The organism is Phenylobacterium sp. (assembly GCF_030679875.1).
Classification (GTDB): domain Bacteria; phylum Pseudomonadota; class Alphaproteobacteria; order Caulobacterales; family Caulobacteraceae; genus Phenylobacterium.
Map to the genome: position 1 here is coordinate 1 of NZ_JAUXSP010000022.1, position 25,216 is coordinate 25,216.

Below are 25,216 nucleotides of genomic sequence, written 5' to 3' on the forward strand. Positions count from 1 at the left end.
TTCGCTCTGCAGGGTGACCTCGACGCCTTGCGGGATGTAGTTGGCCACCAGGGTCGGAATGCCGATGCCCAGGTTCACATAGAAGCCGTCCTGCAGCTCGCGGGCCGCGCGGGCGGCCATCTGGTCTCGGGTCCAGGCCATCAGACTTCCTCTCCGGCGCCGGCGCCCTCGACGGCCTTCGGCCGTGTCGTCACCCGCTCGATGCGCTTTTCGAAGGCCGCCCCCTCGAAGATGGCGTCCACATAGATGCCCGGCGTGTGGATATGGTCCTTGTCGAGGTCGCCAGGGGGCACGATACGCTCGACCTCGACCACCGTCTTGGCGCCGGCCGTGGCCATCATCGGGTTGAAGTTGCGAGCGGTCTTGCGGAAGACAAGATTGCCGGCGGTGTCGCCCACATCGGCCTTGATGATCGAGAGGTCGGCGGTAAGGCCGCGCTCCATCACATAGAGCTCGCCGTCGAACTCGCGGACTTCCTTGCCCTCGGCCACCAGGGTGCCGACGCCGGTCTTGGTGAAGAAGGCGGGAATGCCCGCCCCGCCGGCGCGGATGCGCTCGGCGAGCGTGCCCTGGGGATTGAATTCCAGTTCCAGTTCGCCAGAGAGATAGAGCTGCTCGAACAGCTTGTTCTCCCCCACATAGGAACTGATCATCTTCTTGATCTGCCGGTTCTCCAGCAGGACGCCGAGGCCGAAGCCATCGATCCCGCAGTTGTTGGAGATCACCGTCAGCTCCTTCACCCCATGGGCGCGGATCGCTGCGATCAGATTCTCAGGAATGCCGCAGAGGCCAAAACCTCCGGCCATGATGGTCATGCCGTCGAACAGCAGCCCGTCCAGGGCTTCGGCGGCGTCTTTGCGAACCTTGTTTGCCATGGCTCATACTACGCCGCAGCGCAGCAAATGGGAAAGTCCAGAAAACCGACGGCCCGCATGGGGCCGCCGGTCTCAGGTCAGGTCCTGATGCGTCGTTCGATCAGTTGGTCAGGGGACGCAGGATAATCTCCACCCGGCGGTTCTGAGCGCGGCCCTCAGGGGTCGCATTGGTCGCGCGGGGCTCGTTGATCCCACGGCCAGCCACAAAGAGGCGGTCGGGCATCACCCGGCCACGGCTGACCAGATAGTTGGCCACCGAGCCCGCACGGCGCTCCGACAGGGCCTGATTGTAGGCCGCGGCGCCGGTGGAGTCGGCGTGACCGATCACATCCACCAGGGTCTGGGGATAGGCGTTGATGGTGCGGGCGACGTCGTCCAGCACGGTGTAGAACCGCGGCTGAATATCGGACTGGTCAACGGCGAAGGTCACATCGCCGGGCATGTTGAGGATGATGTTGTCGCCCTGGCGGGTGACGTCCACGCCCGTGCCGGCCAGCTGCTGGCGAAGCTCGGCCTGCTGGCGGTCCATGTAGTTGCCCGCCGCGCCGCCGGCCAGGGCGCCGACGCCCGCGCCGATGAGGGCGTTCTTTCGGCCCTCAGAGCTCTTGTTGGTGTTGGTGAGATAGCCCAGGGCGGCGCCGCCGAGGGCCCCGGCCAGAACGCCGGTGCCGGTGTTGTTTCGGACCTGCTGGCCCGTATAGGGATCGGTGGTGGTGCAGGCGGTCAGGGCGAAGGCGCCGAGGAGCCCCACTGAGGCTGCGGTCAGGTGACGCATCTTGTGTCTCCGAGTGTTGTTATGGCTACAGCAACGCTAGGCCCTCTTACGAAGTTCCGATATGGCGGTTTTAAGTCCGTCGCGGCGATCTTAATCCACCCCAAAGGCCCAGAAGTGACATCTGACACCATCATTCCCGTCTCGTTTGGCGCCTATGAGGCTGACTTCGAGGCCTTCGCCCAAGCCCTGGGGGACTCTTTTACCCGCTATGGCTTCGCGGTGATCGCCGACCACCCGCTGCAACAGGCCCGGATCGACGGCGCCCTGTCGGCGACCAAGGCCTTTTTCGCCCTGCCCGAGGCGGCCAAGCGCGCCTATGTGGTCGGCCAGGGCGGCCAGCGCGGCTACACGCCCTTTGGGGTGGAGACCGCCAAGGGCGAGGCCCACCATGACCTAAAGGAATTCTGGCACATGGGCCGGGACCTGCCCTCGGGCCATCCCTATGCGTCCGTGATGCCGCCCAATGTCTGGCCTACGGAGATCCCGGCCTTCGCTGATGAGGTGCGCTGGCTCTACGGCGCGCTGGACGCCATGGGCCGCAAGATGCTGGAGGCCTTGGCGGTCTATCTGGGACTTGAGCGCCAGTTCTTCGCCCCCACCGTCGATCACGGCAATTCAGTGCTGCGGCTGCTGCACTATCCGCCGACCTCCGGCGACGGGCCGCACATCCGGGCGGCGGCGCACGAGGACATTAATGTCATCACCCTGCTGCTGGGCGCCGAAGAGGCGGGGCTTGAGGTGCTGCGACGTGACGGCAGCTGGCTGGCCATCAATCCGCCGGCCGGGTCGCTGGTCTGCAACATCGGCGACATGCTGCAGAGGCTGACCAATCACCGCCTGCCCTCCACCACCCATCGGGTGGTCAACCCGTCCCAGGCGCGCAGCGGCGTGGCGCGCTATTCAACGCCCTTCTTCCTGCACTTCAATCCAGACTATGAGATCGCGACCCTGCCCGGCTGCGTGGATGGCGCCCATCCTGATCGCTACCCCGAGCCGATCACCGCCGATGGCTATCTCCAGCAGCGCCTGCGGGAGATCAAACTGCTCTAGGTCGATCGACGGTTTTTTGCCGCGGCCACCAAAATTTAACCGCCCATGCGCGACTCTAGCCTGTCATCGGAGGGCAGACGCGTCAGCGCCATGGTCGATTTTCCCGCCGCCATTGAGGCCAGGGCCCATCAGATGGCGGTCCTCGGCGCTCTGGACCTGTCAGCTCTGAAGGCGCCCTTCGAGCGGATTGGCCGCCTGGCCCGCGCCCTGCTGGGCGGCGGGCTGGGCGATGTCATCCTGATCGACGGAGACCGGACCTGGCACGCCAGCGCCGATGAGGGCTTCACCCGGCAGATCGCCGCCCACCGGTCCTTCGCGGGGTTGGCGGCCCAGGCCGAGGGCGGGCTCTGGGTCCCTGACGCCCGGGCCGATCCACGCTTCGCCGACCATCCCTATGTGACGGGCGACCCCTTCGTCAGGTTCTTCGCCGGCGCGCCCATCCTGCTCCCGGACGGCTCAGCACTGGGCGCCGTCGTGGTGGCGGGCCCGGAGGTCTGTGAGTTCGACGAAAGCCTGGGGACCTGTCTGCGGGACCTGGCCGCCATGGCGGCTGGCGAATGTAGCCGGCACCAGGCGGTGAGCGACCTGGCCCAGGCTCACCTCCAGGCCCAGGCCGCCCAGACGATGATGGCCGCCTTTGTCGAGACCGCGCCTGTCGCCCTGTGCCTGACAGACGTCGATATGCGGATCATCCAGGCCAGCCCCCTGTGGCGCGCCGAGCGGGGACTGGATGAGCCTATTGGCCATATTCTTTACGATATAAACCCCCGCACAAAGCGCTGGCGCTCGGCCTATGAGCGTTGCCTGCAAGGCCATCCGGCGCAGTATGAACGGCTGTCGGTTCAGAACGAGGACGGCGAGGATCGCTGGTTGCGGGTGGAGATCACACCATGGCGCAACAGCGATGGCGCCGTGGCCGGCCTGTTGATCATGTCCGTCGACATCACAGATTCCGTGGCCGCGCTGGAAGAGGCTCAACGCTCCGAGGAACGCCTGAAGTTCGCCCTGGAGATCGGCGACCTGCAGATGTGGGAGATGGACTATCGCCGCGGCATCCTGACCGCGGCCGGGGCCAGGGGCCTCCACAAGGGCGCGACCTTCAAGGACGTCGAAGTGGGCATCTGGGACGCCGTGCATCACACGGACCGACCCCGGCTGATGGCGGCCTGGGACCGCCACGTTCGGCTCGACGAGCCCTTTCATGAAACCTACCGGCTTGTGCCGCCTGACGGTGGCCAGGCCCGCTGGACCAGTTCGGCGGCTCGAGCCTTCAAGGACGCCAAGGGCCGGGTCGAGCGCGTGGTCGGGGTCATGCGTGACATCGACCGCCAGAAGCACGATGAAATTGAGCTGGTGAAGGCCAAGGAGGCCGCTGAGGCCGCCAACCGGGCCAAGAGCGAGTTCCTGGCCAATATGAGCCACGAGATCCGCACGCCCCTGAATGGGGTCATGGGGGTGGCCGGCGCCCTGTCGCGGACCTCCCTTGCGCCCCGGCAGGCCGAGATGGTCGGGCTTATCGAGACCTCCGCCCAGACCCTCGAAGCCTTGCTGTCTGACATTCTGGACCTGGCGCGCATTGAGGCCGGTCGGCTTGAGCTTCGCCCTGAGCCCTTTGATCTCGCGGCCTCCGTGGCCGCCTGCGCGGCCCTCTTTCAGCCCAGCGCCGAGGCCAAGGGCCTGAGCTTCCAGGTGCGGGTCCACCCCGAGGCCGAGGGGACCTATCTGGGAGACGCTGCGCGGTTGCGTCAGGTTCTGTCCAACCTGCTGGGCAATGCGGTCAAGTTCACCACCCAGGGCGGGGTTCGCCTGGAGGTTATGGCCGAGCGGGGCCAATTGGGATCGCGCTTGGTGTTTCAGGTCGCCGACACCGGTATCGGCTTCGACGATGTGACCCGCCAGCGCCTGTTTGGCCGCTTCGAGCAGGCTGACGGCTCAATCACACGTCGCTTCGGCGGCACGGGCCTTGGCCTGGCCATCTCCCGCTCTCTGGCCGAAGCCATGGGCGGCCTGCTGTCGGCCGAATCCCGGAGCGGGGAAGGCTCGGTCTTCACCCTGGCGCTGGAGTTGCCCCGCGGCACGGGCGCGGTGGAGGTCTGGCATGACAAATCTGACCTGGCCGAAGGGCCCGCCCCGCTGGATGGGATGCGCGTGCTCCTGGCCGAGGATCACCCGACCAATCGCCGGGTGGTGGAACTGATCCTTGGGGCGGCCGGCGTCGCCTTGACCTGTGTCGAGGACGGGGCCCAGGCGGTGGAGGCCTGGGAAGCCGGCGCCTATGACCTGGTGCTCATGGACATGCAGATGCCGGTGATGGACGGCCTGACCGCCATCGGGGAGATCCGCCGGCGCGAGCAGACCGCCGGCCGGGGCCGCACGCCCATCTATACGCTGACGGCCAACGCCATGCCTGAGCATGGCCTGGCTTCGGAAAGCGCCGGCGCCGACGGCCACGTCACCAAGCCCGTCACAGCCCAACGCCTGCTTTCGACGGTCGAAGAGGTCTGGTCGGCGGCCGGCAAGGCAGAGGGCGTCGAGCCACAGACCCGGGCGATCTGATCGCCCCTGGCGGTCTGACCGGCCCTTGGCGCGCTTAAGCCGCCGTCACACTCACTTGGTCAGGCGGAGATTGTCGATCGAACCGGCGATGGCGTCGAAGGCCGCCCCTAGCTGGGCGACATTCTGGACGTCGAAGAACTTGTCCGGATCGGTGGCGCAGTTGCGCAACAGGTCGCTGGAGCCGGTAGTGACCTCCACCCGCACGGTGTAGAGGACGATTTCCTTGTCCTTGATGTTCTTGCAGAGCAGGGCGAGCCGCGCGTCCATGGTCTGATTGCGCAGGTTGTTCGAGCCCGACGTGATCCCGAGCAACCCCTGCCAGAGATAGCCCAGGCCGCTATAGGCCGAGCTGTTGTGGTTGCTGGCGCTGCTGAAGACGTTATCGCCGTCGGTCATCAGGATGATGATCTTGCGATGGTTCTTGGTCCCATAGGCCACCCCGTCGGCGAGGGGGGCGTGGGGCGACAGGGTGTGCCAGCCCCAGACCAGCCCCATGGGAATGTTGGTGTTTCCCACCGCCCTCATCGCGTCGATGGCGCTCTTGAGGCCGTTCATGTCCGTGGTGAGCGGCAGGATCGGTTCCAGGTCGCAGCCCTTGTTTGGGCCCTCGGCGCGGGGGGTGGCGTTGGAATACTTGGCCACGTTGCCCTGGCGGGCCCAGGCGTCGCCACTGGACTTGTCATCCAGGTAGTCGTTCGGATTCGACGCCTGCCACCAGGAGGTTCGATCCGGCTCGTCCGGGGCGAAATAGGGGACGAAATAACTATCGATATTGGCCGAATAGGGCGCGGTGTCCTGCACGTCGAAGGGCTGACGCCGGCTTTCCACGCACCCGCCCCAGACCTGATTGTCCTTCATCGACTTCAGCACGGCGAACCGATCGGTATTGGTGGTGCTGAAGATGTCTACCCCGGCGGCGTTGTGACCCCGCGCGCGACTGTCGAGCCAGTTGGGGATGTTCGGGCCGGTCCGGGTGCTCGTATTGTAATTCTTGACGCTGACATTCTCCGCCACCCGCACCGTGCTAGAGAACGGCACCAGGGAAATCTGGATCGGATCGGTGGCCGTGCTGCGCTGGCCCGCCGCATGCAGCTTGTCCACCAGGTCCTTGGCGGCGGTCTTCAGGGTTGTCATCTTGGTCCCGGACATGGAGCCGGTATTGTCCAGCACCAGGGCGACTTCCAGCCGGTCCATGGCGCGCAGCACCTCGGCGCCGGCCTTGACATTGCCATGCTGGAAGAAGCCCGTGGCCACAGCCATGGGCGTCATCTCGGCGGTCGCCACCACCTTGGGGCCATCAAGCACGAAGCTGGAGGTGATCAGGGCCGAGCCTGGAAAGGCGGTCAGATTGGCCTTTAGCGCCCGTTGGCCGACCTCATTGATTTCCTTCTGGGTCTGGGCCGAAGAGCGGGCGGCGAACAGGGCGGCCGCGTCGACGGCGTCCTGCAACTTCTGCTTCTGGTTGGCGCCGATATAGAGGTCGAACACGCCCAGCGTCAGGGGGGCGAGCAGCACCAGGGCCACGGCGAAAATGATCGCCGCCGCCCCGCTCTCATCGCGGGCGCCAGATTTCAGCCGGGCGATCATGCCCTTGAGGATAGAGGTTCGCACGTCTGCGCCCCGCTTCTGCAACAATGTTCAGGGGCTGATGATGCGGCCTCAGGGTAAACGAACCCCCCGCACAACAGGGTAAACAGGCCTCAACCCTTGGAGCCGGACCGATCGGGCGCCTCACCGTCGGCTTGCGCGTTCGAGGAAGGCCCGAAAATGTCAGGAGACCGCCATGGCGCAGCCCCCCGCACCCGAGACCCTGGCCCCTAAGGCCCTGGCCAAGATGGGCGCCGATCTGATTGTCGAGCAGGCGCTGGTCGACGGGCGTTGGATCTCCGGAACCGGCAAGCCCATCACCGTGGAGAACCCCGCAGAAGAGACCGTCCTTGGCCAGGCGCCGCGACTTTCGGGTGCGGAGGTGGACACAGCGATCACCGCGGCCGCCCGGGCCTTCCCGGACTGGGCCGCCCGCAAAGGCCAGGCCCGAGGCGACATCCTGTTCAGATGGGCCGCCCTGGTTGAAGCCCATGAAGAGAGCCTGGCCGCCCTGATTTCGTTGGAGAACGGCAAGCCCTGGAAGGAGGCCCTGGGCGAGGTGCGTTACGCCAACGCCTTCATCACCTGGTTCGCCGGACTGGCGGGGCGTCTGGACGGACGAACCATCGAAAGCCCGAGCAACGAGCATCTGATCCTCAGTTTTCGGGAGCCGGTGGGGCCGGTGGCGGCCATCACGCCCTGGAATTTCCCGGCCGCCATGGTCACCCGGAAAGCCGCCGCGGCCTTCTGCGCCGGCTGCACGGTCGTCTTGAAACCCGCTTCAGCCACCCCCTTCACGGCCCTGGCCCTGGCGAAACTCGCCCTGGAGGCCGGCGTGCCGGACGGGGTCTTTTCGGTGGTCACGGGCGCCAACAACGAGGTGGGCGCGCGGCTGACCGGCTCGCCGCTGATCCGCAAGCTGTCCTTTACCGGCTCAACAGAGGTCGGGCGGAAACTGGCGGCCGACTGCGCCCCGACGCTCAAACGGCTGTCGATGGAGCTGGGCGGCGCGGCCCCGCTGATCGTATTCGAGGACGCCGATCTGGACACCGCCGTCGACGGGGTGATGGCCGGAAAGTTCCGCGCCGCCGGCCAGACCTGCATCTGTCCCAACCGGCTCTATGTGCAGGCCCCCATTCTCGACGCCTTTCTGGAGCGGCTGACCGCCCGGGTCGCCGCCTTGAAGGTCGGCCATCCGCTGGAGGCCGGTGTCGAGATTGGCCCGCTGATTGACCCCAAGGCTTTGGATAAGGTCGAGGACCACATCGCGCGCACCCTGGATAGCGGCGGGCAGGTGCTGACCGGCGGCGGGCGACATGACCTGGGCGGGCGGTTCTTCCAGCCCACGGTTCTGGCGGGCGGGGATGATCGCCTGTTCGCCGCCGAGGAGACCTTTGGTCCCGTGGCGCCCGTCTTCAGCTTCAAGACCGAGGACGAGGCCCTGTCGCGGGCCAACGCCTCTGACTTCGGTCTGGCGGCCTACCTGTTCACCACCGACCAGGGCCGCGCCCTGCGGGTGGGCCGAGGCCTTGAGGCCGGCATCATCGGCGTCAATACGGGCCTTGTCTCCAACGCGGCCAACCCCTTTGGCGGGGTCAAGCAATCCGGCTATGGGCGCGAGGGCTCCGTCTATGGGGTGGACGACTACCTGCAGATCAAGTCCATGACCCTGGCCCTGGGCCAGGCTGCCCGGGATGATTGACGGCGACGCCAAGCTTGGGCTCCTCTAAACCGGGCCGGAAGGCTGGGGGAAGAGCTGATGACGCCGAGCGACGAGACGCCCAACGGAACCGCCCCCGAGCCCGCGGCGCCAGAGCCCGCTCCGTCTGGTCCGCAGGCGACGGAACATGAGCAGGCCAGGACGCCTTGGTGGCGGAGCCTGGGCGCGCGCCTGACCCATGGCCGGGCGCCGGTCTTTGTCACGGGGGCTCTGATCGTGGCGGCCTTTGGCGGCGGCTTCCTGACCGCCAAGGGCGTCGACATTCTGCGTATTCCCCGCGCGGCGATTTCCGGCGCCGAGATTATTCCGGGGGCGGGGACGCTGTTTGGGCGTCCAAGGGCGGCCGACGCGCCGCGCCGTGGCGCCCCCATGCCCGAGGGCTTCGCGGTCTGGCGCACCCGGGTCGACACCTCCACCGCCCAACCGCGGGCCTGCGTGGAGATGAGCCGCCCCCTTGACCCTCAGGCCGCCTATGCCGATTTCGTCCTGGTCTCGCCAGACCTGGGCGAGACCCCGGCCATCGCCGTAGAAGGGTCTGAGCTCTGCCTGGCGGGCCTCGGGTTCAATGACCGCCGCGTGACCCTGCTCAAGGGGCTCCCGGCCCGTGGGGGCGAGACCCTGGCGGCCAACGCCGACGTCGATTTCACCTTTGGCGAAAAGCCCCCCTTCGTCGGCTTCGCCGGCGACGGGGTGATCCTGCCCCGAGAAGATTCCGACGGCGTCGGCATCGAGACCGTCAATGTCACCCGCCTGGCGATCGAGGTCTGGCGCGTGGCGGACCGGAACCTGGTCCGCACCTCCGTCAGCGCGCCGGAACCCACCGCCGAGGGTGAATGGGCCTCCGACTGGGGTTCCGACAGTCCTGACCAGGAAGGCCAGAGAGTCTGGAGCGGCGAGGTCGCGGTGACCGGAGAGGCCGGCCGGCGCGCCACCACCGTCTTCCCCCTGGGCGCGGTGCTGCGGGAAATGAAGCCCGGCGGCTATGTGATCAAGGCCAGGGATGCGTCTGGCGGTCGCGGTCTGACAGCGGGGGAGGACTCAAATCCCCCGGCCCAGGCCCGGCGCTGGATCATCTTCACCGACATGGCGCTCAGCGCCTATGCCGGCGCCGAGGGCGCCGATGTGGTGGTGCGCTCGCTGAAGAGCGCCCGTCCGCAGTCGGGTATCCGGGTGGCCCTGGTGGCCGCCAATGGCGAGGATCTGGCTGAGGCCCGCACCGACGGCCAGGGCCGCGCCAGCTTCGCCGCCGCCCTGACCAACGGCGAAGGCGCGCTCAGGCCCAAGATGATCATGGCCTATGGGCCCCAGGGGGACCTGGCGCTCCTGGACCTCGATCGACCGCCGGCAGATCTGTCGCGCCTTGGCGTCGGCGGCCGGATTCAGGAGACCAGCGCCGTCAGCACCAGTGGGCGCGCCGCAGGGTCAGTCATCGACGGCTATCTCTACGCCGACCGGGGAGTCTATCGGCCGGGCGAGACCGTCCATCTGAACGCCTTGCTTCGCAATCGTGAAGCCCGCGCCGTCAAGGACCGTAAGGGCGCCATCGTGGTGCGCAGGCCCTCAGGCGTCGAGTTCCGCCGTTACGCCTTCGACGGCGCGCCCCTGGGTTCGGCCGCGGCCGACATTCCCCTGCCGCGCAGCGCGCCCCGCGGCCGCTGGCGCGCGACCCTGGAGATTGAAGGTCTGGAACGCCCGGCCGGCGAGGTCACCTTCGCCGTCGAGGACTTCGCGCCTCAGCGGCTGGCGGTTTCGGTTACGGGCCAGGAGGCCAGCCCCGTCGCCACCGGCCAAAGCCGCAACCTCGATATCAGCGCCCGCTTCCTCTATGGCGCGCCCGGCTCGGGCCTGCAGGCCGAGGGCGAGGCCCGCCTGCGCGTCGATCCCAATCCCTTCCCCACCTTTGAGAACTTCCAGTGGGGCGACCAGCGCGAGCCCTTCCAGGAGGAATTCGTCGATCTGGGCCGCACCGTGACGGACGGTGAAGGCCGCGCCGTCATCACCCTGCCGCCGCAGGCGGCCGACAGCGCCCAGCCCCTGGTTGCGGCCACCACGGTCAGCGTCTTTGAACCCGGCGGCCGGCCCGTGCGGGAATCCGTCGACCTGAAGATCCGGCCCCGCTCGGCCTATCTCGGGGTCAAGGTCAATCAGGCCGAGGGCGCCCGCGGCGCTGATCCGACAGTCAGCCTTGACCTGATCGCCGTCGATCCCACCGGACGTCGGATCGCAGCGCCGGGCGTCACCTGGCGGCTGGTGTCGGAGAACTGGGACTATGACTGGTTCCAGCAGGATGGCCGCTGGCAATGGCGCCGCACCAGCCGCGACGCCCTGGTGGACCAGGGGACGGTCAACCTGGCCGCCGGCGAACCCGCCCGCCTGAACCGGCGACTGGGCTGGGGGGACTACCGGATCGAGCTGAGCGGGCCCGATGGCGCGGCCAGCGTGATCCGCTTCACCTCGGGCTGGGGCGCGCCGGCGCAGGACGCCGAAGCGCCTGACATCGTTCGGGTCAGCGCCGGAGACCGGACCTACGCCCAGGGCGACACGGTCGAGATCACGCTCAAGCCGCCCTATGCGGGCGAGGTCCAGGTGGCGGTCGCCACCGACCGGGTGCTCGACTTCCGCACCCTGACCGTGGGCGAAAACGGCGCCACGGTGCGATTCCAGAGCGACGCCAGCTGGGGCGGCGGAGCCTATGTGATGGTCACCGTGGTCCAGCCCCGCGACCCCGTCCAATCCCCCAAGCCCAGGCGGGCGCTGGGTCTGGTCTATGTCCCCCTCGATCCCAAGGGACGACGGCTTGAGGTCGATCTTGGCGTGGCGGAGAAGGCCGGCGCCCGGGAGGCCCTGTCTGTGCCGATTACGGTGCGGGGCGCTGGCCTTGGCCAGCGCGTCCGCGTCACCCTGGCGGCCGTCGACGAAGGCATTTTGCGCCTGACGAAGTTCGAGAGCCCCGATCCGGCCAAATGGTACTTTGGCAAGCGCGCCCTCGGCGTCGACTATCGCGACGACTATGGCCGTCTGCTGGACCCCAACCTCGGGGCGCCGGCCAATGTCAGCTTTGGCGGTGACGAGATCGGCGGCGAGGGTCTGACCGTCACGCCGATCAAGACCGTGGCGCTTTGGTCAGGGGTCGTTGAGACCGGGCGAGACGGCAAGGCGACCATCCAGTTGCCGGCCCCGGACTTCAACGGCGAGCTGCGGCTGATGGCCGTGGCCTGGACCGATGACGCCGTGGGCTCCGCATCCAGACCCCTGGTGGTCCGCGAGCCTGTGGTGGCCGAACTGGCCCTGCCTCGCTTCCTGGCGCCCGGCGACAAGGCCTTCGCCACCCTGGAGCTTCACAACATCGAGGGGCGAGCCGGAGAGTATATCGCCCAGCTGACCGGCGAGGGCGGTCTTCTCGCCCCCTTCCGCAAGGCCTATGACCTGGCCATTGGCCGACGCCTGGCGGAGCGTGTTCCCCTGGACGCCCCGCGCACGGCGGGGATTGGCAAGGTGAGCCTGACGCTCACCGGTCCAGGCTTCTCCAGCACCAGGGACTACCCGCTGCAGACCCGCCTGGGATGGGGACGGGTGACGCGGACCACCGTGGCCCTGCAACAGCCCGGCGCCGCGTTCACGCCCACGCCTGAACTCCTGGCCGGTCTGGCGGCGGGGGATGCGACCCTGCAGGTCAGCTACTCGCCGTTCCGGGGCTTCGACCCCGGGCCGATCGCGGTGTCCCTGTTGCGCTATCCGTACGGCTGCACCGAGCAGCTGGTCTCGGCCGCCTATCCTCTGCTTTACGCCGCCAATGTCTCCCAGGACCCCAAGGCGCGACGCTCCAGCGCTGGCCTCAATCAGGCCGTCAGCCGATTGCTGGACCGCCAGACCCTTGATGGCGCGTTCGGCATGTGGCGGGTCGGCGACGGGGAGGCTGACGCCTGGCTCGGCGCCTACGCCACCGACTTCCTGATCGAGGCGCAGAAGGCCGGGGCCCCCGTGCCGGCCTCGGCTCTGGAGCGGGCGCTCAGCGCCATGCGGCACATTTCCCGGCCTGAGGGTTGGGCCAATATCTCCTACAGGCTGGAATATCCCACCTGGTGGGCGGGTTCGCCCCAGGCGTCAGAGACCGCCACGGCGACCATGCGTCGGCGGGCCTCGGCCTACGCCCTCTATGTCCTGGCCAAGGGCGGCCGTGGCGACCTCGGCCGGCTGCGGTGGTGGCACGATGTGCAGATGAAGACCGAAGCCTCCCCCCTGGCCAAGGCCCATGTCGGGGCAGGCCTCGCCCTGATGGGCGACAAGGCCCGGGCCCGCTCGGCCTTCCGTCAGGCGGCGCGGTCCCTGAACTATCGCGAGGAGAGCGACTGGTACCAGAGCCCGCTGCGCGACCTCGCTGCGGTGATCGCCCTGGCCTATGAGGCCGGCGAAACCGACATCGCCCGGGAGCTTCAGGGCCGACTGGAAAACGCGGTCGAGGACCCTGAGGCGCTCAACACCCAGGAGCAGGCCCGGCTGTTGCAGGCGGCCAACGCCATGATGGCGGCGGCTGGTCCCCTGAAGATCGAGGGCACGGGCGCCATACCCCTGACCGCGGTCGCAGGCGGGCCCCGCTGGGCGGTGGGCAAGCTGGCGGAGTCCCGCTTCGTCAACGCGGGCGAAGGCGCGGTCTGGCGTACGGTGACCGTGACGGGCGCGCCCGTCTCGGCCCCCTCGGCGACCAGCAACGGCCTGACGCTGCAGAAGCGCCTGCTGAGCTTCACCGGTGGGCCTGTGGACCCCGCAAGCCTGACCCAGGGCGACCGGGTGATCGTGATCGTCTCAGGTCGCGCCCAGCAGGCCCGGTCCATGGCCCTGGTGGTCGATGATCCCCTGCCGGCCGGTTTCGAGATCGAGACGGTGCTCGGGCCGGATGACGCCCAGAGCGGCCCCTTCCGCTTCCTCGGCGAGCTTTCCGCCGCCGACGTGCAGGAAGCCCGCGATGACCGCTATGTGGCGGCCATGGATCTGCCGGGTCGCCAGGACTTCGCCTTCGCCTATGTGGCCCGTGCGGTGACACCTGGAGACTTCCTGCTTCCGGGCGCCGAGGCCCGGGACATGTACCGTCCGGCGGTCAACGCCCGCACGAGCGTCGGCCGCACGGTGATCGCGCCTGGCCAGTGAGGGTGTGGACGTCTCTCAGGGCCCGGGCCCTGCGTGCGGCGGCCTCGCCACAAGTTGTGCGGCGCCTGACCCTCGGCCTGATCGGCGCCCTGGCCCTGCAGGCCGCCGCTGTGGCCCTGGACGCGGTTTTGCCGCCCGACCTGTCCCGGGGCGTGGAGGCCTCGCCCGTGGCGCTGGATCGCCGCGGCGCCTGGCTGCGCGCCCTGCCGGTGGAGGATGGCCGGTGGCGTATCCGGGCCGATCTGGCGCGCACCGATGAGAGCTTCGTCGACCGTCTGATCGCCGTCGAGGACGCGCGGTTCTGGCGTCACCCCGGTGTTGACCCGCTGGCGGTCGTCCGCGCCGCCGGGTCGGCCGCAGTCACCGGTGAAGTGAGCTCCGGCGCCTCGACGCTCACCATGCAGACCGCGCGCCTGCTCACCCCAAGGCCCCGGACCTTGCCGGCCAAGCTGGTGGAGATGATCCGCGCCGTGCAGATTGAGGCGCGGCTGTCGAAGCGTGAGATCCTCGCCCTCTATCTGACCCTCGCCCCCTATGGCGGCAATCTGGAGGGGGTGCGGGCGGCCAGCCTCTCCTATTACGGGCACGAACCCTCGACCCTGACCCCAGGCGAGCAGGCCCTGCTGATCGCCTTGCCGCAATCGCCCGAGGCGCGGCGCCCCGACCGACGGCCCGAGGCCTCCCGCCGGGCCCGAAACCTGGTGCTCGACAAGATGGTCCGCGCGGGCGTCCTGAGCCTGACGGAGGCCGCCGAAGCCGCCGAGGAGCCCATGCCTGGGCGCGCACCCTTTCCAGCCTTGGCGTGGCACGCCGCCGGCGAGCTGGCGCGCGGCGCGCGCGCCGACGAAGCCTCGGTGATCTCCACCCTTGATGCGGGGCTTCAGTCCCGGCTTGAGCCCCTGGTCGCCCGCGCCGCCCGGGCGCAGGGAGCGGAGGCGACTGCGGCGGTGATGGTGGTCGAGCTGGACGGGCGGGCGGTGCGCGCCTCGGTAGGATCTGCGGGCCTGGAACGCGCGGGCGGGTGGATCGACATGACCCGGGCCCTGCGGTCCCCTGGCTCGGCCCTGAAGCCGTTCATCTACGCCATGGCGTTCGAGCAGGGTCTGGCGGCGCCGGACACCCGGATGGCGGATGCGCCGCGGCGCTACGCCGACTACCAGCCGGAGAATTTCGACCGGGTCTTCCACGATCAGGTCACCGCCCGGGAGGCCCTGATCCACTCGCTGAACGTCCCCGCCGTCGACACCCTGGCCCGCCTGGGGCCGGCGGCGTTCGAGGGCCGGCTGGAGGCCGCGGGCGTGCGGCTGTGGCGGCCGAGGGCGGAGACCCGTGACGCGGGCCTGGCGATCGCCCTGGGCGGCGTGGGCATCTCCCTGCGGGACCTGGCGGTGCTCTATGGCGCCTTGGGTGAGGCCGGTCTGGCCCGTCCCCTGGCCTGGACAGAGGCTGAGGCCCAGGCGCGCCGAGATGATCGGGGGGTGCGGCTGGTGAGCGAGACCGCCGCCGCCGAGGTGCTGGCCATCCTGCGCGAGACGCCGCCGCCGGCCGGTGTGACGCCCGCCGCGCTCAGCCGAGGCCGGCCGCTGATGGCCTACAAGACCGGAACCTCCTACGGCTTCCGGGACGCCGTGGCGGCCGGCATTGTCGGCGGCCATGTGATCGTGGTGTGGAGTGGGCGCGCCGACGGGGGGGCGCGGGCGGGTCTCACCGGTCGGGACTCCGCCCTCCCCCTGCTGTTCGAGGTCGCCGACCTGTTGCACGCGCCCCCGGCCGCCCCTGCGCCCCTGGCCCCCCGCAACGCGCCCGCGGCTCTCGACGACCAGACACGGACGACAGCCGGACCGCGACTGATCTTTCCCCCGGACGGGGCGGTGGTGCAGGTGGACGCCTATGGGCCCAGGTCCCGCGGCCTGGTCCTGGCCGCCAGCGGGGAAGACCTGGCCTGGTATGTGGCCGGCCGGCCGCTCAGCCCCGACCCCTTGAGCGGTCAGGTGCTCTGGCGACCAGAAGGGCCGGGCTTCTACGATCTCAACGTGGTGGATGGCCAGGGTCGCGCCGCCCGGGCCCAGGTCCGCATCAGGGGCGGCTAGTAGAGCCGGGCCACATCGTCGGGCCCGCTGCAGGTGACATTCATGTCGTTCACCAGGCCGTTGGACAGGGAATAGACCCAGCCATGCACGCTGATCGGCTGGCCCCGCAGCCAGGCCTCGCGGATGAAGACATCGGAGGCGACATTGCGCACCTGACGGATGACGTTCAGCTCACAAAGCCGGTCATGACGGGCGTGTTCGTCATCCATGGCTTCAAGCTCGGCGCGATTGGCGGCGTAGACCTCTCGGATCGGGTGCAGCCAATGATCCACCAGGCCCCGCCGCTGGCCATCAATGGCCGCCACCACGCCGCCACAGCCATAGTGACCAACGACCATGATGTGCTTCACCCGCAGGACGTCGACGGCGAACTGCAGCACCGACAGATAGTTGGCGTCCTGGGGCGGGGCGAGGTTGGCCACGTTGCGGTGGACGAACAGCTCGCCGGGATCCAGCCCGACGATTTCGTTGGCTGGGACACGGCTGTCAGCGCAGCCGATCCAAAGATATTCAGGGCTCTGCTGCCCCACCAGACGCTGGAAAAAGCCGGGATCGACGGCGAGCTTGCCTTCGGCCCAGGCGCGGTTGTTGTCCTTCAGCTGGTCCAGCATGGTCGTCCCCTCGCCCCTACGCTACACAGGCCCGACCTCAGGCCGGCGCGGGCGCGTCGGGCTGGCGGTCAGGATGGGCCGCGGCGAAGGCCGGGTGCGCCCGGGCCCGCTCGGCCGCCGCCCTTATGGCGCGATAGGGCGAAAGGTCCACCCCGTAGCGCTCCGCCGAATAGACCTGTGGAACCAGGCAGCAGTCAGCGAGACCCGGTGCTGCTCCATAGGCGAAACCCTGGCCATGACCCGCGATCAGGGACTCCAGAGCCTCGAAGCCTTCCGTCATCCAGCGGGCCACCCAGGTCTGGCGATCGGCCTCGCTGACGCCGAATGCGGCCAGCTGCTGCTGAATCCGCAGGTTGTTGAGCGGGTGGATGTCGCAGGCGATGATCCCGGCCATCGCCCGGACCACCTGGCGACCCGAGGGGTCGGCCGGCAGCAAAGGCGGCTGCGGATGGGTTTCCTCCAACCATTCCATCAGCGCCAGGCTCTGGGTCATGGCGGTGTCGCCATCGACCAGCATCGGGGTCAGACCCTGGGGATTGCGCTCCAGATAGTCGGGCGCCCGCTGCTCGCCCCCCGGCAGGCTGACGGGGGCGTAGTCATAGGCCAGGCCCTTGAGCGCCAGGGCGATCCGGACCCGGTAGGGGGCGGTGGCCCGCCAGTAGCTGTACAACGTGAGCGCCATGGTCAGATCACCTTGAAGCTGAGCTCGCCGACTCCTTCGACAGCGCCGGCCACATGGTCGCCGCGGGCGATCGGGCCAACGCCTTCCGGCGTGCCGGTAAAAATCAGGTCGCCGGGGGCGAGGGTCCACAGCCGTGAGGCCTGGGCGATGATCTCGGCCACGTTCCAGATCATGTCGGAGACCACCGCATCCTGGCGTGGTTGGCTATTCACGGTGGCTGAGATCCGTCCCTGAGGGGCAGGACCGGTCCAGCGGCGAATGGCCGAGATCGGCGCAGACTGGTCGAAGCCTTTCGAGGCGTCCCAGGGATGACCCTTGTCCTTGGCCGCAGCCTGCAGGTCGCGACGGGTCAGGTCAAAGCCCACAGCATAGCCCAGGACAAGGCTCAGGGCCTGGTCGATCGGGACATCGGCGCCGCCTTGGCCCAAGGCCACGACCAGCTCGATCTCATGGTGCAGGTCGGCGGTCATGGAGGGAAAGGCCACGTCGCGCCCCGGCGTGACGATAGCGTCGGCGGGCTTGGCGAAAAAGAACGGCGGATCACGGTCGTCCCCGCCCATCTCGGCGCGATGGGCGGCGTAGTTGCGACCGACGCAGAGGATCCGTCGAACCGGATAGACGACGTCCTCCCCGAGCACGGGGACGATCGGAACAGGGGGGGGAGCCAGAACGTATTGCGTCATGCTCAAGGCCCTACTCCCGCAGCCGGCCAAAGAAAAGGCTCCCGCCTGGGAGGCGGAAGCCTGATCTTCGAGAGCCGCAGGTGGCTCGCGCTTAGTTCGCGTTGGCCAGACGGTCCTGGATGGCCTTGGCCTGGTCCAGGTGCTGCTGGATGGCCGGGGCCGTCGCCGCAGCGAAGGCCTGCAGGCCCGGCATGTCGCCATCGGCCGCATAGCGCTGCATCAGGTTCAGGGCCTTCTGGTGGGTATCAACCTGCAGGTCGATATACTCCTTGTCGAAATCGGCCGCCGCCTCTTCGCGAAGGTCGTTGAGTTCGTCGGTCACGTCTTCATCAGGCGTGGTCGGGACGGTGATCTGCTGGCCGGTGGCCTGAATGGCCGTATTCAGATCCCGGGTGGTCTGGGTGTGCGCCTCGACCATCATCTGGGCGAAGGCCTTGACCTCAGCGTCCTGGGCCCGCTCCACGGCGAGCTGCGAGGACTGGATTTCCAGCATGTCGCTCTGCGCCGCCAGACGGGCGAAGTCCGGCGCGGCGGTCTCATCGGCAGGGGTCGGAATGGTGGCGGCGGGGTTGGCGTCGGGCACGACGCTTTCAGCCGGGGCGGTGGCGGACTGGTCGGCCGGCTGACCGCAAGCGGCGAGCGAAAGCGCGGCGATCGCGGCGCCCGCGATAAGCAGGTGGCGAGTCATGTGAACTCCTGGGACGTTGACAACTTCAGACGACGCATCCGAACGATGCGGCTGCCGTCAAAAACTCACGCCACCGTGATCTGTTCCCAGAAAGTCGGAAGTCGCCCATGACCGAGACCACCGCGCCCGGGCCCCTGAGCGGCCTTCGGGTCATAGAGATGGGCACTTTGATCGCTGGGCCATTCTGCGGGCAAATCCTCGGGGATTTCGGCGCTGAGGTGATCAAGATCGAGGACCCGCGCAAGGGCGATCCCATGCGGCAATGGGGACGCAGCCTACCCCAGGGCCTGTCTCCCTGGTGGCCGGTGATCGGCCGCAACAAGAAGTCCGTTGGGCTGGATCTGCGCCAGCCAGAAGGACAGGAGATTGCGCGGACCCTCATCGCCAAGGCCGACGTGGTGATCGAGAACTTCCGTCCCGGCGCCATGGAGAAATGGGGCCTGGGATACGAGGCCCTATCGGCGAGCCATCCCGGCCTGGTGATGGCCCGCATCTCCGGCTACGGCCAGACGGGGCCCCTGTCGCAACGGGCCGGGTATGGCCTGATCGGCGAGGCCATGGGGGGACTGCGCCACATCACCGGCGAGCCGGACCGCCCGCCGGCCCGGGCGGGCATCTCGATTGGCGACAGTCTGGCCGCCATGCACGCGGTGATGGGGATCATGATGGCCCTCCATGCCCGCGACCGCACAGGCAAGGGCCAGGTGGTCGACGCCGCCCTCTACGAGAGCGTGCTGGGCGTGATGGAGAACCTGATCACCGAATATGACCTGACGGGCTATGTGCGCGAGCGGTCGGGCTCAATCCTCCCCGGCATCGCCCCGTCCAACGCCTATCCTTGCTCAGGGGGCGACATGGCGGTGATCGGCGGCAACGGAGACACCGTCTTCGCCCGGCTTTGCGAGGCCATGGGGCAGCCAGAACTGTCGATAGACCCCCGGTACGCCACCCACGCCGCCCGGGGGGAGCGCCAGGAGGAGCTGGACGCGGTCATCAGCGCCTGGACCTCGACCCTTTCCCTGGAGGATCTGCTGGAGCTACTCGAACGCCACGGCGTGCCGGCAGGCCGCATCTACCGCGCCCCGGACATGCTGACCGATCCCCACTTCATCGCCCGCGAGGCGATCATCAGCGTTCCCCATCCGGTGTTTGGCGAGGTGCAGATGCAAAACGCCTTTCCGAAGCTGTCAGCCACCCCAGGCAAGGTGCGGTGGCCCGGGCCCGATCTCGGCGCCCACACCGAAGAGGTGCTCAGGGAGGTCGCCGGCCTGTCTGCCGATGCGGTCGCCGATCTGCGAGCCCGCGGCGTGATCTGAATCACACTCTAGATTCAGTCGTTTGAGCGCGTTGGCGCCGTTCAGCTCTAACGCCGGGAGGACAACAGTTCCTCAACCGCCGCCGTCACCTGGGTGACGTCGTAGGGCTTGCGGATCACAGGGGCGTCAAAACCACTAGGGGCGCCGCCAGCGTCGCCATAGCCGGTGGCGAAGACGAAGGGCACGCCCCGCTCCGCCAGGATGTCGGCCACAGGGCTGACCGAGAGGCCATTGAGATTGGCGTCCAGCACTGCGGCGTCGAGGGGTTGATCCAGAAGGGCCAGCGCCTCCTCCAGTTCGTAGGCTGGGCCCACCACCACCGCTCCCGCCTCCGACAGGCCGGTTTCCAGCTCCATGGCCAGCAGGGCGGCGTCCTCGACGATCAACACTCGGACGCCGTGCAGGTTTACGGGTCCGGCGGGCCCGGCGATCGCTTCAACCGTCCGACGGACAGGGGTTTCGGGGACCGTTTCTGGGCGCTCCACCACCGCAGCGGGGCCAGCCTCCAGCCGGGCCCGGGCGCCGGTGGGCGGAAATTCCAGGGCCGTGAGGCCATTGAGTTCGCGACCTGTCACCTGACTGAGCAGGGTGGTCCCGAAACCCGTCCTCGCCGGAGGCGACACCACGGGCCCGCCAGACTCGGTCCAGTCGAGGGAAAAGCCCCCCGACGGGGCGGCGCGCCAGACCACAGTCACCTGACCGGTCTCCACCGACAGGGCGCCGTACTTCAGGGCGTTGGTCGCCAGCTCGTGCAGGGCCAGGGACACCGCATTGGCCGCCCGGGGCGTCAGGAAAAGCTCTGGCCCCTCCCATCGGGTCTGCCCAGGCGCCAGCCCGCCGAGTTCGGCGGCCACCAGATGATCAATGGCCGCCCCGCGCCAACGGGCGGCGGTGAGCAGCTCATTGGCCGATCCCATGGACTTCAGTCGCCCAAGGAAGGTCTGGAGAAAGCCGTCCATGGACGATGTCCGCTTGGCCGTCTGAACCGCCAGGGCCTGGACGGTCGCCAGGACGTTCTTCACCCGATGATCGATCTCCGCCATCAGGGCGTGGCGCCGCTGCTCCTCCAGCCTGCGCGCCGTGATGTCCTCGACGATCCCAATGACGCCCTGAATTTCGCCCTCGGCGTCACGTATCCGCTGACCGACCACTCGCAGCCACACCACGGGGCGGTCGGGCTGGGGCGCCGCGCGGCACTCGACCTCGTAGCGGTCCTCGGCGTCAAAACCGGACAGCATCTGCGAGCGCGTCGCATCAAGATCGTCGGGGTGAATAAGCGGCAGCAGGGCCCGCCCGCCCTCGGCCGGAAGATAGCCCGACGGACCACCTGTGATCGCCGCCATGCGCTCGCTGACAATGCAGAAGTCGCCCGGCACATCATACTGAAACTCTCCCAGACCTGCGGTCTGCAGAGCCAGTTCCAGATGCTCCATAGTGAGGCGCGCGCGCCGCGGGTCAGCGACCATGATCGGAACCTAGCGTCAGGTAGGTCAGGATACGACAAGAACCGTGCAAAGGATGCGAAGATTTGTCGCACCCTCACCTGGAACCTGGAACCTCCCTAGCCTATGTGACGTTCTGGCGGAGCCCTGTGCGAGGCGTGCGGGGACCTCGAACCTCTGGAGATACTGCATGTCGAACGCTTCTGACCGCGCCACCAGCGAAGCCAAGGCCGCCGCCAGCTCTGCCGCGGCTTCCGCCCAGGTCCTCGCCGAGGACGCCCAGCGCACCTTCCGCGACGCCGCCAAGCACTTCGAACGCGCGGTGCAAGAAGGCGTGGACCAGATTCGCGCCCAGTCCCGAGTCTATGCCGACACGGCCGGCGAACAGATCGAAGAAGCTCAGCGCTACGTGGTTGAGCATGTCCGCGAACGTCCGTTGGCCGCCACCGGCGTCGCCGTCGGCGTCGGCGTTGTGATCGGCCTGCTGCTCGCCGGCGGCCGCCGTTGATTGAGAAGGCGCTCCTCGCGATCATAGCACTCGCTGCGCTGACGGCCCTGACGATCCTATGCGTCGGGGCGGCTGGCTTCGCCTTGTTCGCTGTTCTTGCGCCGCTCCTCGGCTCTGCGGGGGCGGCGGGAGTTCTCGCCCTCGTCTGCGCTCTGCTTTTGGCTGGCGCGGTTCTCGCCGTGCGCGGCAAGGGACCCACCCTGCCTACACTGCAGGAAGATGACAGCCTTGCCGCCCGGGCCTTCGATCTGGCCCGCCAGCACCCTGTCGCTGCAGGCGGCGCAGCCCTCTTGGCGACACTGGCCGCCGGCATCCTGGCGGTGAAGAACCCTAAGGTGATCGCCACCGCCCTTAGCGCCTATCTCGCCGGGCGCTCTTCCGGTCGCCACTAGAGCATGATGCGATCAGACGAAGCCGTCTGAACGTTCAATTGTGCTCCAGGCTTCGGCTTCGGCGCGGCCCGGTCCCAAATTGTCGGGCTCAAGGTCGCGCCGTAGAGACCGTCCCAATCACCATGCGGCGCACCCCCCGGCCGGGGCGCGCTCGTTCTTGTTTACGCCGCCGCCAGAGGACTTCTGATGTTCAAGCTTCCGGACCTGCCCTACGCCTATGACGCTCTGTCACCGGTCATCTCCGCCGAGACCATGCGGTTTCACCACGACAAGCATCACGCCAAGTATGTGGACACCTTGAACGACCTGCTGAAGGCGGCCGGCGAAACGCCAGCCACCCTCGAGGAGGTGGTCAAGGCCGCCGCCGGCGATCCCGCCAAGAAGAAGCTCTTCAACAATGCGGCCCAGACCTACAACCACACCTTCTTCTGGACCTGTATGATCGGCGACAAGCAGCAGCCCCAGGGCGATCTGGCCGCGGCCATCGACCGGGACTTCGGCGGCCTGGACAAGCTGAAAGAGGCCTTCGTCACCGAGTCGGTGAACCACTTCGCCTCGGGCTGGGGCTGGCTGGCCGCCGAGGGCGACAAGCTCAAGGTGCTGTCCACCCACGACGCCGACGATCTGCTGACGCACCAGGGTCTGACGCCGCTGCTCACCTGCGACGTGTGGGAGCATGCCTACTATCTCGACCATCAGAACGACCGGAAGGCCTTCGTCGAAGCCTGGTTCGACAACCTGCCCCATTGGACCTTCGCGGCGGCTCAATACGACGCCGCCCGGGACAAGGGTCAGGCCTGGCGGCACCCGGTGCCCACCGCCTGAGACTGAGCTTGAGCCTGGCCGGTGACAGCCTATGGTCAGGCACGTTGAAATCCCGCGCCCCAGACAGGGCCGCGGGATTTTTTCATGTCTCGGCCGTCAGGCACGAGGTCCGGGGGCGCAGACTCTAGGCCCGACGGTCCAGGGACCAGGTCCGGTGGGCCTCAAACTGGCTGCCGGACCAGGTCAGGGCTTTCACCCTGATCGCCTCGGCGTCGGCCTCGATCATGTTGAAGCTGGCGGCCACGCCACGCTCGCGCACTGACAGGGTCCCACATCCCACCGCATAGGTCCGCTCGTCGGCGAACGGATAGGGCAGGGCGAACGGTGCATGGACGTGCCCTGACAGCACCAGGTCCACCCGAGCCTCGCTGAAGGCGCGGGCGGCGTCAGAGCCGCCCCAGACCTTGGCGGTCATGGGGCCTGCGATCATCTCGGTCAGCGGATGGTGGAGCGCCACCAGCCGCAGGCGATCGGCCGGGGCGGAGTTCAGGACGCTGACGGCGGTGCGCACCTGGTCGCGGGAGATCTGCCCCTTCGACCAGTTCAGGCGCCACTGCGCCCCGCGGGCCGTATTGACCCCGGCCACCACGACCTGATCATCGAGATGAGACTGGCTCCAGGCCGGACCGATGATCCGCTCGAAGCGGGAAAAAGGCGCAAATAGGCGCTCGATCCAGGCCAGATAGGGGGCGTCGTGATTGCCGGGGGTGACCAGCCAGGGCCGCGGCAGGCGCTCAAGCCAGGCCCTGGCGGCCTCCAGTTCGGCCACCTCGGCGAAACGGGTGATGTCACCGGTGATCAGGGTGAGATCGGGCGGGTCCCCCTGCAGGAGGGCGGTGGCGGCCTCGACAGCCGGCAGGTTCTCATCGCCGAAATGGATATCTGACAGCTGGGCTATCCGGATCATGGCGCCGCCGGATTGAGCATGGCGCCCGCCACATCGGCCTCCGCGCCGGCCGGCTCGTCAGGCGGGGCGAGGACGCGGGCCACACGGGGCACGAAGGCGACCTTGGCCATGGGGCCGAGCTGGACGCTCTCACCGTCCAGCAGGGCCGGTATCCCGCGGGGGGCCCAGACGCGCGCCTCCTGGCAGAGGCTAAGATCTACAGCAGGGTCGTCCCGCCAGTCGCCCACCGCCGCATGCAGCCCCAGGCGGAAGGCCTCCAGGGCGCCGTTGAGATCAAGGCCGGCGGCCTCCAGGGCCTGCTCGTCATCAGCCAATCGCCGGCTGGCCGTCGGACACATGAAGATGACCGCCTCGCCCTTCTGACGCGGCCCTGTTCCAATGACGTAGCGGAGACGGGTGGAAAAGGCGCGGGACCAGGCCGTGCGCGCCCGATCAAAGGCCAGTCGCGCCTTGCCCTCCCGCATCGCCTCCCGGGCCGGCGCCCAGAGGGCCGGCGTCCCCAGGATCGCGGCCACGAGAAACAGCTTCCCATCCACCGAACCCCCCGCCAAGGGACGCTCCACACCCTGATCCAGGATGTCCACCAAGGCCTCCTGCCACGGCCGAGCGCCATAGATCGCATGTGGCAGCATATTCATTGTGCCTCCCGCCAGGGGGGCGAACAGAGGCCCATCAGGGCCACACATTTCCGCCGCGCTCCGCGCTGTGCCGTCGCCGGCGACCACCGCGAGCAGATCTGGACCAGCGTCGAGGGCCGCTTTCAGGCATTGCTCCAGATCCCCAGACGATGAGGCGCAGACCCGGGAGCTGACCCCGTATTCAGCCAATATGGCCTCGGCCTCCTGTGGAGCGTCAGGGGAGACGCCGCCCGACGCCAGGTTCAGAACGACTTCAATCTTGCGCACGCCCCCGATCACAGCGGTAGCCTAAAGATCTTGGCCGGGGACGCCCGACGCGTCCTGGGCCGGGCCGGGTTCGGGGTCGGTCGCAGTCTGGAGATCCCTGCCAGCCCCGCCCAGCACGGCGCCAGCCTCATCGGCCGCCGCCCGCAGCGTCGGCTCAGCGCGATCGGCGGCTACGGCGAGCTTCTGGTCGACCACCTCGCCGCCCTTGCCGAACGAGCCGTGCCAGGCCGCGACGCCGAGCATGACCCCGCCCGCCAGGGCCACCAAGCCAATCATCAGGTTGCGAACGGGGTGGCTGCGCCGGCGGCGCTCGATCCGGCGGCCTTCGCCAAGGCCTTGTTCATAGGCGCGCTCGACCTCGCGCGGATCAACGCCGACAGGGGACGCCGCAGGCGGTGCGACGTTCAGCGGCGTAGCATCTTGGCGGTGTCTTCCAAATCGCGGCCACATTTCGAGCGC

Annotated in this window: 21 protein-coding genes; 9 read left to right on the forward strand and 12 right to left on the reverse strand. The window is 68.3% G+C overall.

The features are described from left to right. The 3 genes from Q8K84_RS15200 to Q8K84_RS15210 form a co-directional block, all read right to left on the reverse strand. The coding region (locus Q8K84_RS15200; RefSeq protein ID WP_305283607.1) for a CoA-transferase at window positions 1–141 on the reverse strand (141 nt) is incomplete at its 3' end. Then, entirely contained in the window at window positions 141–875 is a 735-nt protein-coding gene (locus tag Q8K84_RS15205) for a CoA transferase subunit A (protein ID WP_305283566.1), read from the reverse strand. The genes Q8K84_RS15200 and Q8K84_RS15205, both read right to left, overlap by 1 nt. A gap of 100 nt (window positions 876–975) precedes the next feature. Then, window positions 976–1,650, reverse strand: coding sequence for an OmpA family protein (locus tag Q8K84_RS15210; RefSeq protein WP_305283568.1), 675 nt, complete (start codon window positions 1,648–1,650; stop codon window positions 976–978). Window positions 1,651–1,764: 114 nt separating this feature from the next. Here Q8K84_RS15210 and Q8K84_RS15215 point away from each other — a divergent pair, with 114 nt between their 5' ends. Further along, window positions 1,765–2,700, forward strand: a complete 936-nt coding sequence (locus Q8K84_RS15215) for an isopenicillin N synthase family oxygenase (protein ID WP_305283569.1) — start codon at window positions 1,765–1,767, stop codon at window positions 2,698–2,700. Between the two features lie 90 nt (window positions 2,701–2,790). Beyond that, window positions 2,791–5,256, forward strand: a complete 2,466-nt coding sequence (locus Q8K84_RS15220; protein WP_305283570.1) for an ATP-binding protein — start codon at window positions 2,791–2,793, stop codon at window positions 5,254–5,256. Window positions 5,257–5,307: 51 nt separating this feature from the next. Here Q8K84_RS15220 and Q8K84_RS15225 read toward each other — a convergent pair whose 3' ends face one another. Next, window positions 5,308–6,867 (reverse strand): pilus assembly protein, encoded by a 1,560-nt coding sequence (locus Q8K84_RS15225; protein WP_305283571.1) that lies wholly within the window; start codon window positions 6,865–6,867, stop codon window positions 5,308–5,310. Between the two features lie 172 nt (window positions 6,868–7,039). Between Q8K84_RS15225 and Q8K84_RS15230 the strand changes: the two genes are divergently transcribed. Genes Q8K84_RS15230 through pbpC form a run of 3 tightly spaced genes read left to right on the forward strand, consistent with a single transcriptional unit; the run spans window position 7,040 to window position 15,798 of the window. Beyond that, window positions 7,040–8,545: an NAD-dependent succinate-semialdehyde dehydrogenase gene (locus Q8K84_RS15230; RefSeq protein WP_305283572.1), complete on the forward strand. Its 1,506-nt coding sequence runs from the start codon at window positions 7,040–7,042 to the stop codon at window positions 8,543–8,545. Window positions 8,546–8,602: 57 nt separating this feature from the next. After that, window positions 8,603–13,708 (forward strand): alpha-2-macroglobulin, encoded by a 5,106-nt coding sequence (locus tag Q8K84_RS15235; protein WP_305283573.1) that lies wholly within the window; start codon window positions 8,603–8,605, stop codon window positions 13,706–13,708. A 2-nt stretch (window positions 13,709–13,710) separates the two neighbouring features. Further along, a complete protein-coding gene (gene pbpC, locus Q8K84_RS15240) occupies window positions 13,711–15,798 on the forward strand; it encodes a penicillin-binding protein 1C (RefSeq protein ID WP_305283574.1) in 2,088 nt (695 codons plus the stop codon). On the opposite strand, the gene Q8K84_RS15245 is transcribed toward pbpC, so the two are convergent. From Q8K84_RS15245 to Q8K84_RS15260, 4 genes are all read right to left on the reverse strand, one after another. Next, a complete protein-coding gene (locus tag Q8K84_RS15245; protein ID WP_305283575.1) occupies window positions 15,795–16,409 on the reverse strand; it encodes a carbonic anhydrase in 615 nt (204 codons plus the stop codon). The genes pbpC and Q8K84_RS15245 overlap by 4 nt on opposite strands. Window positions 16,410–16,446: 37 nt before the next feature. After that, window positions 16,447–17,091: a maleylacetoacetate isomerase gene (gene maiA, locus Q8K84_RS15250; RefSeq protein WP_305283576.1), complete on the reverse strand. Its 645-nt coding sequence runs from the start codon at window positions 17,089–17,091 to the stop codon at window positions 16,447–16,449. Window positions 17,092–17,093: 2 nt separating this feature from the next. Next, a complete protein-coding gene (locus Q8K84_RS15255; RefSeq protein ID WP_305283577.1) occupies window positions 17,094–17,774 on the reverse strand; it encodes a fumarylacetoacetate hydrolase family protein in 681 nt (226 codons plus the stop codon). A 91-nt stretch (window positions 17,775–17,865) separates the two neighbouring features. Continuing rightward, entirely contained in the window at window positions 17,866–18,462 is a 597-nt protein-coding gene (locus Q8K84_RS15260; protein ID WP_305283578.1) for a DUF4142 domain-containing protein, read from the reverse strand. A gap of 107 nt (window positions 18,463–18,569) precedes the next feature. On the opposite strand from Q8K84_RS15260, the gene Q8K84_RS15265 reads away from it, so the two are divergent. Beyond that, a complete protein-coding gene (locus Q8K84_RS15265; RefSeq protein WP_305283579.1) occupies window positions 18,570–19,778 on the forward strand; it encodes a CaiB/BaiF CoA-transferase family protein in 1,209 nt (402 codons plus the stop codon). Between the two features lie 47 nt (window positions 19,779–19,825). Here the strand turns inward: Q8K84_RS15265 and Q8K84_RS15270 are convergent, their stop codons facing one another. Then, a complete protein-coding gene (locus tag Q8K84_RS15270) occupies window positions 19,826–21,244 on the reverse strand; it encodes an HWE histidine kinase domain-containing protein (protein WP_305283580.1) in 1,419 nt (472 codons plus the stop codon). A gap of 166 nt (window positions 21,245–21,410) precedes the next feature. On the opposite strand from Q8K84_RS15270, the gene Q8K84_RS15275 reads away from it, so the two are divergent. The 3 genes from Q8K84_RS15275 to Q8K84_RS15285 all read left to right on the forward strand — a co-directional run bounded on the left by Q8K84_RS15275 (window position 21,411) and on the right by Q8K84_RS15285 (window position 22,945). Further along, window positions 21,411–21,728 carry a hypothetical protein gene (locus tag Q8K84_RS15275; protein ID WP_305283581.1) on the forward strand — a complete coding sequence of 106 codons (318 nt, stop codon included), beginning with the start codon at window positions 21,411–21,413 and terminating at the stop codon, window positions 21,726–21,728. Between the two features lie 83 nt (window positions 21,729–21,811). Then, on the forward strand, window positions 21,812–22,120 hold the full coding sequence (locus tag Q8K84_RS15280; RefSeq protein WP_305283582.1) for a hypothetical protein: 309 nt from the start codon (window positions 21,812–21,814) through the stop codon (window positions 22,118–22,120). A gap of 183 nt (window positions 22,121–22,303) precedes the next feature. Continuing rightward, the gene (locus tag Q8K84_RS15285) at window positions 22,304–22,945 is read left to right on the forward strand and encodes a superoxide dismutase (RefSeq protein ID WP_370867878.1); all 642 of its coding nucleotides are present in this window, start codon (window positions 22,304–22,306) and stop codon (window positions 22,943–22,945) included. A gap of 124 nt (window positions 22,946–23,069) precedes the next feature. Here the strand turns inward: Q8K84_RS15285 and Q8K84_RS15290 are convergent, their stop codons facing one another. From Q8K84_RS15290 to Q8K84_RS15300, 3 genes are read right to left on the reverse strand one after another with little or no spacing between them, the layout of a single operon-like run. After that, window positions 23,070–23,852: a metallophosphoesterase gene (locus tag Q8K84_RS15290; protein ID WP_305283584.1), complete on the reverse strand. Its 783-nt coding sequence runs from the start codon at window positions 23,850–23,852 to the stop codon at window positions 23,070–23,072. Continuing rightward, window positions 23,849–24,757: a diacylglycerol kinase family protein gene (locus Q8K84_RS15295; RefSeq protein WP_305283585.1), complete on the reverse strand. Its 909-nt coding sequence runs from the start codon at window positions 24,755–24,757 to the stop codon at window positions 23,849–23,851. Before Q8K84_RS15295 ends, Q8K84_RS15290 begins: the two co-directional genes overlap by 4 nt. A 21-nt stretch (window positions 24,758–24,778) precedes the next feature. Next, complete coding sequence (locus Q8K84_RS15300; protein WP_305283586.1) at window positions 24,779–25,207, reverse strand: hypothetical protein; 429 nt, start codon at window positions 25,205–25,207, stop codon at window positions 24,779–24,781. Between the last annotated feature and the right edge of the window lie 9 nt (window positions 25,208–25,216).